This is a genomic window from Clostridioides sp. ES-S-0108-01, from assembly GCF_020662285.1.
Classification (GTDB): Bacteria; Bacillota; Clostridia; order Peptostreptococcales; family Peptostreptococcaceae; genus Clostridioides.
The window spans coordinates 74,804-88,486 of sequence record NZ_JADGMN010000001.1 but is presented as its reverse complement, the minus strand read 5'-3'; the positions used below and the strand labels follow the sequence as shown (position 1 = coordinate 88,486).

Below are 13,683 nucleotides of genomic sequence, written 5' to 3'. Positions count from 1 at the left end.
AAGGGATATTATAATACTTTTTTTTAAAATAAACTAGGGCAATATATAATAAATTTTAATAATCTCCTTATTTTCACTTTACCTTAATTAAAATATCTATTTTATATTGATTATTTACAAACATATCTAAATTAACTATAATTGACATGGCATAGCTCCTAAATAGTTAAATCATTATCCTCTAAAAAAAGAACATAATAAAAATCCCTTAAAATACATTCATTATTTTAAAGGCTTTTATTATATTCTAGATTTTTATTTTCTTTAATAGGATATAATGTCTATAAATCATTTTAAACTTATAGCTTTCTTTCCCTTACAACATCAAATCTCACCATATTCATAATTAGTCATATCAATACTTAATTGTTTCTTGCTTTTAAATGTTTTTAATATTACACAATTCCTTTGAAATTTCTTCAAATCTTTCGTCAAATGAACCAAGCTTTTTCTTAAACTTTTCATCATTTATTCTTTCAACAATTATTTTATCTTGAGATAATTTGTAAACAATACTTTTTATCTTATCAATAGAATCCTCATCATCATTATATCCTTTGATAATCGTTATACCTAAAATAAATTTTCCCATCCTCAATATAAATATCTTTATAACTAAAATAACCAATTACAAACATCATCCCCAAATTAATTTATTGATACTTCTCTATTGTCAATATCTAAAATTGAAATTTTACATCTCCCACCTAGTTTTTCTTGAACTATTTTAGCTAATTCATTTAAAGCATTTTCAAATTCTTTAAATCTACTTTCATCTACTAATTCAATACATAAAAAGGCATTGTTAGTATTTTCAGTAAGCATAGTTCTCACTGCTTCACGCCAATTCCAACATCTACAAATTGCTCCAGCATCATCTTTATAAACTATCTCTCCTTCATATGGAGATGAATTTTCATCTGTCCCTAGTGGAATAAATTCCTCATTGCCAATTGCTCTAGTTAGCCTAATATCTCCTATAAATTTATCTATATCTTCTCCTCCACAAGGTAATGCATATTTTAATGAGATAAAATTGTAGATATCCACTAAGGGGTTAATAGTTCCTATATGATTTCCATTATGGACTCTTTTTAATAATGCCTCAATAGACGACCTTGCTCCTTTTTTCGTTTTAAATTTTTTAAATGCTTCTCTCCATACTTTAATCACTTGGTTGTTGCTAAATTCTGAATTCTCCAAGTGTTTTAATGCTTCTTCTTCTCCCTGCAAAATTATTTTCTTATAGTCTTCATCTTTTATAAAGTTATCTATATCTTGACAGATAACAACCCCAATCTTTGCACTAGGAAATATATTCCAAAACGCATCCTCAACAACAAATTTTTTCATTAGAAAACCTCCTCAAATTTAAAATATGTAAAAATAAAAAAGCCTATAGAAATATTATTAAATATCTCCCAGGCTTTTATCCTTCCGTGTACACAATAATTGTGCGTTTTCTCTTGGACCTGACCATTATAAAATGCGGAACCCTAGAAAACTAAACTATATGTTTTTTAATTGATAAAATACAAATAAATTTTATCATAATATAGTATTTAAAACAAGACTCTATTATCCAATTTATATATTAAAACAATTTGCCACCAGATTGTAATTACGGTGTCAAATGGGTGACAAATCACCTATTTTGTTATATCTCTAGCTATTCAATCTATTGAAAACACTGTATTCTTTACATTTTTAATCAATTTCAGATTTAAATGGAGTGTCATCAGCTTTTGCTATTCTATACTCCTTATCAGTTATATAACCAAGCTCATGCATCTTATACAATACAATCACCTGTCTCTTCTTAGCCTCTCCATGGTCAATATACCTTGCAGGGTTATTTGTCATACCAGCCAACATAGCGCATTCAGCTAGATTTAATTCACTAACTTTTTTACCAAAGTAGACTTCAGCTCCCTTTGCAGCTCCATATGCATTTTTGCCTAGATACATATTATTTAAATAAGCTTCAAGAATTTCATCCTTAGTCATAATCTTATTCATCTGCTTAGCATTATACATATCTCTTATTTTTCGTTTCATATTTTTATCATCACTAGTAAGCAGATTCTTTGAAACTTGCATATCTATAGTACTTCCACCTTGAGTTGTATCTGTAAACACATTATTTAGTACTGACCTAACTAGAGAAATAGCATCTACTCCTTTATGCTTATAAAATCTCTCATCCTCTATAGAAACTATTGCGTGCTTTAAATCATTTGGCATTTGCTTTATACTTACAACCTCACTACTTATATATTTAGACCTAATTAATTTTTTAGTAATTTCAGGTGACCCTTTTATAGCTGAAACTGTAAATACTGCACCTACCACTGAAAATACAATCAGTGCAACTAGCATAATAGATAACAATGCCCTAACTATTTTAATCCTTTTTTGTTTTTTTCTTTTTTTACTTTTTAATTTTTTCTCTCTTTCTTTATACTCGCCTCTTCTTCTTTCTCTTTGATTATAATCTGTATTTAAAGGTCTTACATTATCTCTTGTAAAACTATCTCTATCTCTTTTTATAAGATTCTGTGAATCTACTTTTTCACTTATTCTTTTGCTAGAACTTGTCTTAGAATGTTTAGATTTTTTATTACTATCTTTACTGTTGCTGACTTTTTTACGTCTTATTTTATTATTATCATCATCGTTGTAATAACCCATTTTAGTCTCCCTTCCTCATATAAGGTACATTATACATTGTTCTACAAAATAAATCAAAGAACAAAATTGTAAGCTTAAGGGTCAAATTTTATAAAACATATTTTCACTAATTTTCTCTATATTTATGATTAATATTCATCTTTTATTTTCAAAAATAGTTTTGCAGTTGCTAAAGTATCACTGTCAGCTCTATGAGCATTTATATTCTCTATATTGTAATAAGCACAAGCTGTTTCAAGCTTCTTATTTTTTCCTTTATAACTTTTACACTTTTTTAATAACTCTAGCGTACATATATAATTGTTTATTGGTTCTAAATCTAATGTTCTAAGATAGTAATTTAAAAACTTTAAATCAAATTTCGCATTGTGTGCAATTATAGTTCTATTACCTATGTATTTTCTAAATCTAGGTAAAACTAATTCTAAAGGTTCTTCATTTTCTACCATTTCATTACTTATATGTGTCAATTCTGTTATAAATGAAGAAATTATTCCTTTAGGTTTTATCAACCTTGAATAGTTTTTTACAATTTGTTCATTTTTTATTTCTGTTATTCCTATTTCTATTATTTCACAACCTTTATATGGATCCAATCCTGTAGTTTCTAAATCCACAACTACATATTCTTTCATATCTCTTCTCCTTATTATCAAATGGATATATTTATATTCTATATTTATGTAATAGACTAATCAATACTTAATTTTATATGATATAGAAAGATTTTACAAATTACAACATAGATATATTCTATATTCCGCCATAAATAAAGATTTTTTATTATAATGACTAAATTTTTGCTTTATTGTTATTTAATCTATTTTGATAAACCTTGCTTATTTTATTATTATTTAAATCTTTAAAATCTAAACTTTTACACTGTTCATCATCTTCCCATATTCCTGCCTGTTTATTTCCATCATTTTTGTATAATACACCCTTCCCATTTTTCTTATTATCTAAAAAATAGCCCTTATAAATATCATTATTGGGATACGTTAATTTCCCCAAACCATTTTTTAATCCGTATTTAAATTCACCTGTATATATTGAACCATCTCTATAAGTATATTTTCCTATTCCATGCATCTTATCATCTTTCCACAAGCCTTCATACTTTTCCTTACTTGAAAAAATATATATCCCAAATCCATTTTTCTTCCCATCAACAAATTCACCTTTATATAAATCGCCATTATCATATTTAAATACTTTTTCTTCTTTTAATTTCTTATTGCTACTCTTATTTTTATTACTATTGTTGTTATTTATATGCATTTCTTCTCTTCTAGCTTCAATCAAATCTCTATCATACCTAAATCCTTTTTTTGATTTAATTTTTTGATTAACCTTCTTCTTATTAATAAATACTCTAACTAGTTGAGTAAATATAAATATAGATGATAAGCATATAAATACACATAGTATTGTTCTAAAATAACTAGTTATATTTTGCATAAAAAATCACCCTTTAAAAAATTTATTTAAGATACCTAATACAATATATATTTTTATTGAATGCTATTTATACTTTTATAATACTATATTGAATAAAATTAACCTTGAAATTATTTGTATTAAAATAAATCAAATATAAAGGTAACAAATTAAGAGTTTCTAGTTAACATAAAAATACTTATAAAGTATACCCAAATATTTCAAATAAATCTCTACTTATATAAGCTTTACATAAATAAAAAGATGAACCCTAGTAAATATAGTTCATCTTTTTTATAATAATATTTATTTAAAATTAGTATCTATTTAGCCCTTAGTACCTACATAGATAGTAGATAAAAAACACGGTCATTTACTTATAATGAATTCTTTTCAGATATTTTTTATTATACTTATTCTTTTACAAGAACTTTTATAATTTCTGAAATGTACATAGTATGATAATCCTTCTCTGGATACCATTTTTTATCATTTTCTTTAGCGTCAAAATTTTCTGGTGGCATAGTACCATGATATAATTTTTTACATACCATAATCATATTAGCTTCTTCAAAAGCTACTGTATCATCTACAAAATATGGCGTAAGTCCTGCTTTTTCTATTTTATTTATCTCTCTACCAGAAATAGTCCCACAGATATTTAAAGCTTCTCTGTATGTTTCATCAAAGAACGCAATTGTAAATGTATCATTATTATCTACAAATTCTTTTGTATATCTCTGTGGTCTTATGTAAGTTGTAACGACATTTTTGCTCCAATATACTCCAACACCACCCCAGCTAGCAGTCATTGTGTTAAACTTTTCTGAATCACCAGCTGTTATAAGTAACCATTCTTTACCAATCTTAGTAAATGGATTAAACTGTAGTTCCTCAATTTTTATTTCTCTAAAACCCATGACTTCATCCTACCCTTCATCTTTTTAATATATAAACTAATCGTTAAAAATTTGAATATATGTACTCTTATAATTTCCTATACCTTGTTAGCAACATTTAAGTTATTAAATTCACTTATATATATTTTTTCATTATATAAGTCCTCATCAAACATTTTTATTATATTTTCTACCTCATACTTATACTCATCTTCATGCACTCTATAAAGCATTAAGTCTTCTAGTATGTCTTTCATGTCGAAATACACATCTTCTAATAAATAAAAATAACCTTCCGCTATATCTTTCAATTTATCTATAGTATCCAATTTTTTACTTATATCCTTCACAACCTCTAAATTTTGTATATTTACATCTATGATTGTTGATAAGTACATTCTCACAGTTTTTATTATCTCAATCGAAAAATCTACAATATTATAATTTCCTTCGTTTTTATATAGTGACTCCTTAAATTTATCAAAACAATTATCTAAATTACAATTTATAGAATTGAATGGTGGTCTTATTATATCACGTATTATCAAAAGATTTTGTATATCTATATTATTTGTGATTGCTTCATCCAAAATAAATAAATTATATGCATCATTTAATGGGTCATGAGCATCTCCACTAAACTCTAAGTTAATAAATTCAAGTAAATTTTTCAATGATATATAGTTCATACATCTCATACCACAGTTTATATATTTTTCTTTTATATCTACAAATAAATCTCTAATATTATTTACAAATCTTGGATGATTATTTTTTTTAGAACTTCTCATATCTGTGTTATTGAAACATGTCAAATCTAAATTACCAAAAGTATATATCCCTTTAATGTCAGAAAATATGCCAAGCCATTTTTTAAACTTTCTCATGACCTCTTCATAACTTGGTGCATTCTTCAATTCTTCAGAAGATATATGTGTTAATTCCTGTATATGAGGATACAATTCATCATTACTTACCGGTCTTATTAAAGATTTAAATTTAGCAATATTTTTTGTTTTTTCATTATACATAACTGCTCCAATTGCAATTATATCAGAATTTAATACTGCTCTCTTTGATTTAGAATTTGGCATATTCATTTCAAAATCTATATATACTCTTTTCAATATAAACACCCTTTCCAATTGTTTATAGTGATTCTTTTTAATTACTTTTATTCAAAATTTTCTAAGAAAGAATGTTTCTCCCCATCTTTTTGCCATCCAAGTACTGAATCAAGATTTACATTTTCTGCTGCCTTAAATATAGACTTTTCTACATTTTTAAAATTTGGTTCTAGACTCTTTATTAAGTCTTTTATCTCATATCTCTTATTGCCTGTTTTTTTAGCAGCAACCATACATGCACAATTTAATGGCCATATACCACTATGTTGAATAAATCTTATAATATGTTCTTCTCTTATATAATAAAGTGGTCTTATGATTTTTATACCTTCAAAATTAGTGGAATTAAGTTTAGGAAGCATTGTTTTAAAATTGCCAGCACACAATAAGTTAAGCATTGTTGTCTCTATTACATCATCATAATGATGACCTAATGCAAGTTTATTACATCCTAACTCTTCTGCTTTTGAATATAATGCTCCTCTCCTCATTCTTGCACACATATAACATGGATAATCTTTTGCTATTTCATCTGCTATTTCAAATATTCTTGAATCAAATAAATGTATTGGTATATTTAGATATTTACAATTATCTATAAGTAATTGTCTTATATTTGCATGGTATCCAGGGTCCATAGCAACAAATTCAACATCAAAATTAACTTGTCCATGTTTCTTTAACTCTTGAAACATTTTAGCCATAAGAATACTGTCTTTTCCACCAGAAATTGCTACAGCTATCTTATCCCCTTCTTCAACTAATTTATAATCTCTTATTGCCTTCATAAACTTGGACCATAAATTTTTTCTATACTTTTTTATTATACTTTTTTCTATATCTCTTACTGGAAGCCTTTCCTCAAAAGGAACTATAATTTCACAGCCTTTTCCTGATAGCTCACTCATTTAATCACCTCGTATATTTATGTTAATAATATTTTACAAAAAAGTCTACCTTCATCCACAAAATACTATAATTTTTACTTTAATTTTAATAAATAATTTATAGTTTACAATAACACATAAACTTATAATAACATAAATAACCTCTTTCTTTTATTATCTTTTTTATTTTTCTCATTTAATATTTTATTATGAGTAACGATTTTTAAATGATTGAATATTATACACTAGATAGAGTTACCTATCTATTTACAACAAGGAGGTTTTCATCTTGGAAAATAAAACTAGAGATATCAAAAAAAATTGTGGTTCATCTTTGGCTAGACCATATGTTAACAATCAAATTTTCACAGAAATGTACTGCCTTTCTGATGCATTAAAATTTGGAACTATATTCCCAGAACTAAACTTATTAGAATCTGAAATGTACAACAAAGAATTATATGCTAAGCCAAAAAAATATAGAGGAGGTAGAAGATAATGAAAGATTCACCTAGAGCTGAACTTATGAGAAAAATTCAGGAGACATCTTTTGCATGTGTTGATATGAACTTATATTTAGACAATCATCCTAACGATAAAAATGCTATCAACACTTACAATTCATTATGTAATCAATTTGCGCAAGCTAGATATGCTTACGAAAATAAATACGGTCCTTTAACTAACTTTGGGTATGCTCCAAGTAGATGCCCTTGGCAATGGGCTGACCAACCTTGGCCTTGGGACAGAGAATTTAATTATTAGACATCGAGTATTGGAGGATTGAGAATTTATGTGGATATATCAGAAAACTATACAACACCCAGTTAATATAAAAACTTGCGACCCTAGAATGGCTAAATTTCTTATAACTCAATTTGGTGGACCAAATGGAGAACTTGCTGCATCATTGAGATATTTAAGCCAAAGATATACAATGCCTACTGGTAATATGCGTGCACTTTTAACAGATATTGGTACAGAGGAACTAGCTCACGTTGAGGTTATCTGTGCTATGGTTTATCAGTTGACTTCTGATGCAAGCCCTGAAGAACTAAAAGCTGCAGGTCTTGGTTCAAATTATGCTCAAAATGGATATGGACTTTATCCAACAGATTCAAATGGTGTTCCATTTGATGTAAGACCTATTGCAGTTATGTCAAACCCTGTAACTGATTTACATGAGGATATGGCAGCTGAACAAAAGGCACTTGCAACTTATTATCAACTTATAAATCTAACAGATGATGTTGATGTTATAAATGTACTAAAATTCTTAGGTCAAAGGGAAATAATTCACTATCAGAGATTTGGAGAAGCTTTAATGGACGCTTATGAGTTAGAAGAATCTCAAAAAATATTCTAAAATTTTTATTTATATAAACTACTACTATTTGATAATTTATAATTTACTGTTTGTGTTAAAATTTATAAAAAAATATAAATACAACTTATTTTCTATAAACGGAGAAAATAAATAAAAAAAGCAGGTACCAACCAAATAGTAGCATAAATTATAATATATGTTACTATCAATATTGTACCTGCTTTCATATTATAAGCAATAAAGAAAAATCTATTTATTAAGTTTCATAATAAAAAATAATTATAAAACTCTTCTTGCGTTTACATATCTACTTGAATAGTAGCTACTATTTATATTAGATATTGTTACCTTTTTTGATGAACCTGAAGATGCATGTATCATATCTCCATTTCCCATATATATTCCAACATGACTTACAGAACCATTGTTTGAACCTTGTGTATCAAAAAATATTAAATCTCCACTTCTAAGGTCTCCTCTATTTACATATGTTCCATACTTGCTTTGGTCTCTCGATACTCTTGGTATACTAACTCCTGCAGATTTTTTCATAACGTATTGTGTGAATCCAGAACAGTCAAAACTATTTGGACCTTCTGCTCCCCATACATATGGTTTTCCAAGTAGTGTTTTTGCAAAACTTATTACACTGTCAGCTCCCTGACTTGGAGAATTAGTTGAATCAGCTGGAGTTGAAGTATCAACAGAACCTTTTTCAGCAAGATATTGACTTGACACGTATCCTGTTTGATTGTCATGACTTACTTTTGTCCATCCTCCATTTTCAGAAATACTTCCAACTTCAGTACCATAGCTTAATGTAGATACTTTAGAATGACCTGTACCTGGTCCTGTTCTAAGGTTCAATGACTTTGCTGTTACAACCTTTGTATCTTTTACAAGGTCATTTGAACCGTTTCCATCATTTTCATTTGTAGAGTCATTTACACTAGTTCCTAAATATTTACTTGAAACATAACCCACTCTACCATTAGAACTTATTTTTGACCATCCATTTGACTCAGATATGTATCCAACTTCAGTCCCGTATCCTAGTGTAGATATTTTAGAACTACTTGTACTTGGCCCTGTTCTAAAATTTAATCCCTTTGCTGTTACAACTTTTGTTGACTTAACTGAAGCATCGTTACTTTCATTACTATTTCCAAGGTTATTTATTGCTACATAATTCCCATGCACATAACCTGTGTTTCCATTATATTTAACTTTTACCCAAGAACCATCTTTTCCTACGTACTCAACTTTATCACCTTTGTAAAGTTTCCCCATTGATTCATGGTTTGTACCTGGTCCTTTTCTAAAATTTACCGCATTCCCTGTTATTGTTCTGCTTTCCATGCTTACACTTTCTATTTCGGACTCATTAGCATATGCTAAGTTACCCATGGTAGGCATTATTATCGCAGTTGCCATTATACTGGCTGCTATCCTCTTTTGATTAAAATTCATAACTTTCCACTCATCTCCTCTTTTCTACTCTCTTTATTTCATTTCTAAATATAAAAAAATAATTGACACTATATTAAAATATCAATTATTTCTTTTATATTAATATTATTACAAATTTGTAACTATTTGTCTATAGCAATATTTATTTACCATAAATTACCACGAATTAATTTTAATCATTAATAGCCTGTAATTTAGTAATATAGCCATCTTTTACCTTTTTAAAAGATGGCTATATTTTTCAACTTTTTTGTAACTTTTTAAAATCCAGTTGAGCCAAACCCACCTTTTCCTCTTTCAGAGTCACTTAATTCTTTTACTTCTTCTATGTTAATATCATAGATAGGTTTTACTATCATTTGAGCAATTTTCATATGCTTTTCAACCTTAAAATCATTTTTCCCATGATTTATTAATATAATCTTAAGCTCTCCTCTATATCCTTCATCAATAGTTCCTGGTGTATTTAACACAGTAATAGAATGTTTTAAGGCAAGCCCACTTCTAGGTCTTACCTGTGCTTCTGTCATAGCAGGAAGCTCTATACATATTCCAGTTTTAATAAGTTTAGTCTCTCCAGAAGGTATTACAACCTCTTCTATAGAATACAAATCCATACCAGCATCACCTTTATGAGCGAAATTAGGTATTATAGCATCATCATTTAGTTTTTTTACTTTCAAATTGTACATTTTATATCTCCTTTCAACTTTCTATAAATATTATAACTTAAATTTCGACCTCTTGAAGTTTTTTATTTTTTTGTGGTAATATAATTATTAGTGTTTTAAAGGAGGATTTTTTATGAAACTTGTACTTGCTGAGAAACCATCTGTGGCAAAAACTATAGCATCATTTTTAGGTGCAAAGACCAGACAAGATGGCTACTTTGAAGGAAATGATTATATAATTACTTATGCGGTTGGACACTTAGTATCATTATATGATATGAAGGATTATGATAAAGATAAATATTCTGGCTCTTGGAAAATGAATAATTTTCCATTTGTTCCTGAAGATAAGTTTAAATTTAAAATTGATAGTTCTAAAACAAAACAATTCAACACTGTAAAAAAGCTTTTAAATAGAAAAGATGTGGAATATGTAATAAATGCTACTGATAATGACCGAGAAGGAGAACTTATAGCATTTTTAATATTTTTACTTGCAAAAAATAAAAAACCAGTAAAAAGAATCTTGGTAAATGAATGGACACCAGAAGATATTACAAGGGGTATAAAAAACTTAAAGGACGAAGATGAGATGAGAAATCTTCAAGCTGCTGGATATACAAGGCTTATTACTGACTGGTTGATTGGAATAAATTTCACTTCTGTTGCTACATTAAAATATGGAAATGGAAAATTATTAAATATAGGTAGAGTAATTCTTCCAACAGTTAAATTAGTCTATGATAGAGATATGGAAATACTAAATTTTGTTCCTAAAACTTATTATGAAATAGAAGGTCATTTTAAAGCTGAAACTGGTGAATACAAAGGTAAATATGTTAAGGGCAAAGAAAGTAAATTTGATACACTTGAAGATGCAAATAAAATTATAGCTTCAATTACGTCTGAAACTGGTAAAATACTAGATAAAAAAGTTACTATGTCAAAAGAATATGCACCAAAACTTTTTAGTTTGACATCACTTCAAGGATATATAACTTCTAAGTATTCGAGTTTTACATCTGACAAGGTTTTAAACGTCTGTCAATCTCTTTATGAGGGGAATGGTAAGGGTGGATATATAACTTACCCTAGAACTGATTCTATTTTCTTGGAAGAAAGTTTAGCTTCAAAAGCTTCTCAAACTCTAGATAAGTTAAAAGTTGGCCTTGAATACGAAAATAAAATTAAGTTTTCCAAAACTAAAAGGGTCTTTGATTCTTCTAAGGTAGACTCCCATAGTGCTATAATTCCAACTTATATAATTCCAAAAAGCTTATCTAAGGATGAACAATTAGTTTATGATGCTATAAAAGATAGATTTATAGCAAACTTTATGCCTCCTGCTGAATACGAGAATACAGAAATTAAGACTGAAGTAGATAATTGCACTTTCTTAACAAAAGGTAAGGTACTTAAATCAAAAGGATATCTTGAAGTATATAATAAGGAAGAAAAAAACGATTTACTTCCACTTGTGAATAAAGATGATATTGTAGATGTATTAGAAATAAAACCACTAACTAAGCAAACTACTCCACCTAAGCCATATACTGAGGACACCCTTTTAAAAGCTATGAAAAATTGTGGCAAAAATGTGCCTGAAGAAGATACAACAGTGCTGTCTGGATATTCAATTGGAACATCAGCCACACGTGCTGATGTATTAAATAAGATAAATCAAGTAGGATATGTAAAGAAAAAAGGAAAATCTTATTCTATAACAGACCTTGGTAAAAATTTAGTTGAAATTTTTCCTGTTAAAGACTTATTTGATGTAGATTATACTGGAAAACTTGAAAAAAGCTTGAGCGATATTCAAAAAGGAAAATACACTAGAAAAGAATATCTTACTAATATCATTAGTTTTATATATCAAAATGTAAATATTATAAAACAAGACGCTTCAAAAAATATAAATACAGAAGCATATACTTTTGATTCAAAAACTAAAAAATTTACCAAAACAAAAGAAAAAAAACAGAAAAAAGATGTGACTAATGCTGAAAAAGAAGTTGCTATATCAAAAGATTCTGACATTAAAAAAGAAGGTAGAAATAATGATGAAAATCAATCCCTTGGTAAATGTCCTATTTGTCAAGGTGATGTACTTGAATTTGATAAAGGATTTGCTTGTAAAAATCACAAAGAATGTAAATTTGTTATTTGGAAAAATGATAAGTACTTAAGTCTTTATAAAAAGAAAGTTAACAAAACAATGGTCAAAAATATTTTAAAAAAAGGTGAAACAAGAGTAAAATCTTTAACTGCTAAAAACGGTAATAAATTTGATGCTACATTAAAATATAATAAAAACCCAGATACTGGCTATTTTAATTGGAAAATAGAGTTTGATAACTAAATACTCATAAGAAAAGAAATGGCAGTAGTATAATATAGAATATTATGCTACTGCCATTTCTTTTCTTGCAAAGTTTTAACTTTGTAAATAGTGATAGCTAACCTAATTTCTTTACTATTTCTGATAACTTTAGTGTATGTTCATCCAATAAAATTAGCTCTTCATCAGAAAGATTCGATAATTTTTTTACTAGAGATTCTTTGAAAATGGCTTTTACCACATCAAATAATTCAAATGCCTTATCTGTTAATTCAACTCTAAGAATTCTTCTATCTTTTGGGTCAGGAAATTTATTGACTAAACCATGTTCCACTAATCTATCAATAATCGGTGTCATGTTTGATTTTAAAATTCCTAAATTAGAAGCTATTTGAGAGATTGATGATGAATTCGATGTCATAAGATAAAGAATTACCTTAGCATGTGATGGAGCCATTGGACATTCTTCAAAATACGCTTTCATTATATCCGAGTTATTTTGAAATTTTTTTAACAAATCACTTTCTTTAAATATATTATTCTCAAGTACAAATAAAAAGTCTAAAAAAGAGTCCGCTATTTTAAGTATCTTGTTGTTATCCATATTTGTAACATCCCTTCAATAGATAATATAATAAAATATTCGTTATTTAATATAGTATAAATTATAAACTATTAATAAATTTAAAACAAGAAAAAGTTATTGACTCATAATAATTATAAATTTATAATCAAATTAGAGAATTATAAATTGCCAATAAAGGGAAGTTTTTTAATTAGTCTAAAACTAAACTTAAATTATAAGACACTTTAAATTCTACAATAAGCTA

15 protein-coding genes and 1 riboswitch are annotated in these 13,683 nt (G+C 27.5%); of the genes, 4 read left to right on the top strand and 11 right to left on the bottom strand.

Annotation, left to right across the window (positions count from 1 at the left end):
- Positions 1 to 379: 379 nt before the first annotated feature.
- The 8 genes from IR152_RS00425 to IR152_RS00390 form a co-directional block, all read right to left on the bottom strand.
- Positions 380 to 628: a hypothetical protein gene (locus IR152_RS00425; RefSeq protein ID WP_413927455.1), complete on the bottom strand. Its 249-nt coding sequence runs from the start codon at positions 626 to 628 to the stop codon at positions 380 to 382.
- A gap of 20 nt (positions 629 to 648) precedes the next feature.
- Positions 649 to 1,353, bottom strand: a complete 705-nt coding sequence (locus IR152_RS00420) for a B3/4 domain-containing protein (RefSeq protein WP_227449876.1) — start codon at positions 1,351 to 1,353, stop codon at positions 649 to 651.
- Between the two features lie 63 nt (positions 1,354 to 1,416).
- Positions 1,417 to 1,511: riboswitch (guanidine-I (ykkC/yxkD leader) on the bottom strand.
- Positions 1,512 to 1,707: 196 nt separating this feature from the next.
- Positions 1,708 to 2,691, bottom strand: coding sequence for a biosynthetic peptidoglycan transglycosylase (locus IR152_RS00415; RefSeq protein ID WP_227449875.1), 984 nt, complete (start codon positions 2,689 to 2,691; stop codon positions 1,708 to 1,710).
- Between the two features lie 128 nt (positions 2,692 to 2,819).
- Positions 2,820 to 3,326, bottom strand: a complete 507-nt coding sequence (locus tag IR152_RS00410) for a PolC-type DNA polymerase III (protein ID WP_227449874.1) — start codon at positions 3,324 to 3,326, stop codon at positions 2,820 to 2,822.
- Between the two features lie 157 nt (positions 3,327 to 3,483).
- A complete protein-coding gene (locus IR152_RS00405; RefSeq protein WP_227449873.1) occupies positions 3,484 to 4,152 on the bottom strand; it encodes an MORN repeat-containing protein in 669 nt (222 codons plus the stop codon).
- A 392-nt stretch (positions 4,153 to 4,544) separates the two neighbouring features.
- Positions 4,545 to 5,051: a flavin reductase gene (locus IR152_RS00400; RefSeq protein WP_227449872.1), complete on the bottom strand. Its 507-nt coding sequence runs from the start codon at positions 5,049 to 5,051 to the stop codon at positions 4,545 to 4,547.
- 77 nt (positions 5,052 to 5,128) lie between these two features.
- A complete protein-coding gene (locus IR152_RS00395) occupies positions 5,129 to 6,157 on the bottom strand; it encodes a 3'-5' exonuclease (protein WP_255624272.1) in 1,029 nt (342 codons plus the stop codon).
- Positions 6,158 to 6,204: 47 nt separating this feature from the next.
- Positions 6,205 to 7,065 carry a tRNA 2-thiocytidine biosynthesis TtcA family protein gene (locus IR152_RS00390; protein WP_227449870.1) on the bottom strand — a complete coding sequence of 287 codons (861 nt, stop codon included), beginning with the start codon at positions 7,063 to 7,065 and terminating at the stop codon, positions 6,205 to 6,207.
- Positions 7,066 to 7,333: 268 nt separating this feature from the next.
- Between IR152_RS00390 and IR152_RS00385 the strand changes: the two genes are divergently transcribed.
- From IR152_RS00385 to IR152_RS00375, 3 genes are read left to right on the top strand one after another with little or no spacing between them, the layout of a single operon-like run.
- A complete protein-coding gene (locus IR152_RS00385) occupies positions 7,334 to 7,543 on the top strand; it encodes a spore coat associated protein CotJA (RefSeq protein WP_227449869.1) in 210 nt (69 codons plus the stop codon).
- Positions 7,543 to 7,809, top strand: a complete 267-nt coding sequence (locus IR152_RS00380; RefSeq protein ID WP_227449868.1) for a spore coat protein CotJB — start codon at positions 7,543 to 7,545, stop codon at positions 7,807 to 7,809. Before IR152_RS00385 ends, IR152_RS00380 begins: the two co-directional genes overlap by 1 nt.
- Positions 7,810 to 7,837: 28 nt before the next feature.
- Entirely contained in the window at positions 7,838 to 8,410 is a 573-nt protein-coding gene (locus IR152_RS00375; protein ID WP_227449867.1) for a manganese catalase family protein, read from the top strand.
- A gap of 240 nt (positions 8,411 to 8,650) precedes the next feature.
- On the opposite strand, the gene IR152_RS00370 is transcribed toward IR152_RS00375, so the two are convergent.
- Both IR152_RS00370 and dut read right to left on the bottom strand, forming a co-directional pair.
- Positions 8,651 to 9,841 carry a C40 family peptidase gene (locus IR152_RS00370; RefSeq protein WP_227449866.1) on the bottom strand — a complete coding sequence of 397 codons (1,191 nt, stop codon included), beginning with the start codon at positions 9,839 to 9,841 and terminating at the stop codon, positions 8,651 to 8,653.
- A 260-nt stretch (positions 9,842 to 10,101) separates the two neighbouring features.
- Complete coding sequence (gene dut, locus IR152_RS00365; protein ID WP_054271009.1) at positions 10,102 to 10,533, bottom strand: dUTP diphosphatase; 432 nt, start codon at positions 10,531 to 10,533, stop codon at positions 10,102 to 10,104.
- A 112-nt stretch (positions 10,534 to 10,645) separates the two neighbouring features.
- Between dut and IR152_RS00360 the strand changes: the two genes are divergently transcribed.
- Positions 10,646 to 12,874, top strand: a complete 2,229-nt coding sequence (locus IR152_RS00360) for a type IA DNA topoisomerase (protein ID WP_227449865.1) — start codon at positions 10,646 to 10,648, stop codon at positions 12,872 to 12,874.
- Between the two features lie 97 nt (positions 12,875 to 12,971).
- Here the strand turns inward: IR152_RS00360 and IR152_RS00355 are convergent, their stop codons facing one another.
- On the bottom strand, positions 12,972 to 13,457 hold the full coding sequence (locus IR152_RS00355; RefSeq protein ID WP_227449864.1) for a MarR family winged helix-turn-helix transcriptional regulator: 486 nt from the start codon (positions 13,455 to 13,457) through the stop codon (positions 12,972 to 12,974).
- Positions 13,458 to 13,683 lie beyond the last annotated feature (226 nt).

What these genes read in the sequence shown, in the direction of transcription:
- IR152_RS00420 (WP_227449876.1), bottom strand. Translation starts at nt 1,353, where the DNA reads ATGAAAAAATTTGTTGTTGAGGATGCGTTTTGGAATATATTTCCTAGT.
- IR152_RS00415 (WP_227449875.1), bottom strand. Translation starts at nt 2,691, where the DNA reads ATGGGTTATTACAACGATGATGATAATAATAAAATAAGACGTAAAAAA.
- IR152_RS00410 (WP_227449874.1), bottom strand. Translation starts at nt 3,326, where the DNA reads ATGAAAGAATATGTAGTTGTGGATTTAGAAACTACAGGATTGGATCCA.
- IR152_RS00405 (WP_227449873.1), bottom strand. Translation starts at nt 4,152, where the DNA reads ATGCAAAATATAACTAGTTATTTTAGAACAATACTATGTGTATTTATA.
- IR152_RS00400 (WP_227449872.1), bottom strand. Translation starts at nt 5,051, where the DNA reads ATGGGTTTTAGAGAAATAAAAATTGAGGAACTACAGTTTAATCCATTT.
- IR152_RS00390 (WP_227449870.1), bottom strand. Translation starts at nt 7,065, where the DNA reads ATGAGTGAGCTATCAGGAAAAGGCTGTGAAATTATAGTTCCTTTTGAG.
- IR152_RS00380 (WP_227449868.1), top strand. Translation starts at nt 7,543, where the DNA reads ATGAAAGATTCACCTAGAGCTGAACTTATGAGAAAAATTCAGGAGACA.
- IR152_RS00375 (WP_227449867.1), top strand. Translation starts at nt 7,838, where the DNA reads ATGTGGATATATCAGAAAACTATACAACACCCAGTTAATATAAAAACT.
- IR152_RS00370 (WP_227449866.1), bottom strand. Translation starts at nt 9,841, where the DNA reads ATGAATTTTAATCAAAAGAGGATAGCAGCCAGTATAATGGCAACTGCG.
- dut (WP_054271009.1), bottom strand. Translation starts at nt 10,533, where the DNA reads ATGTACAATTTGAAAGTAAAAAAACTAAATGATGATGCTATAATACCT.
- IR152_RS00360 (WP_227449865.1), top strand. Translation starts at nt 10,646, where the DNA reads ATGAAACTTGTACTTGCTGAGAAACCATCTGTGGCAAAAACTATAGCA.
- IR152_RS00355 (WP_227449864.1), bottom strand. Translation starts at nt 13,457, where the DNA reads ATGGATAACAACAAGATACTTAAAATAGCGGACTCTTTTTTAGACTTT.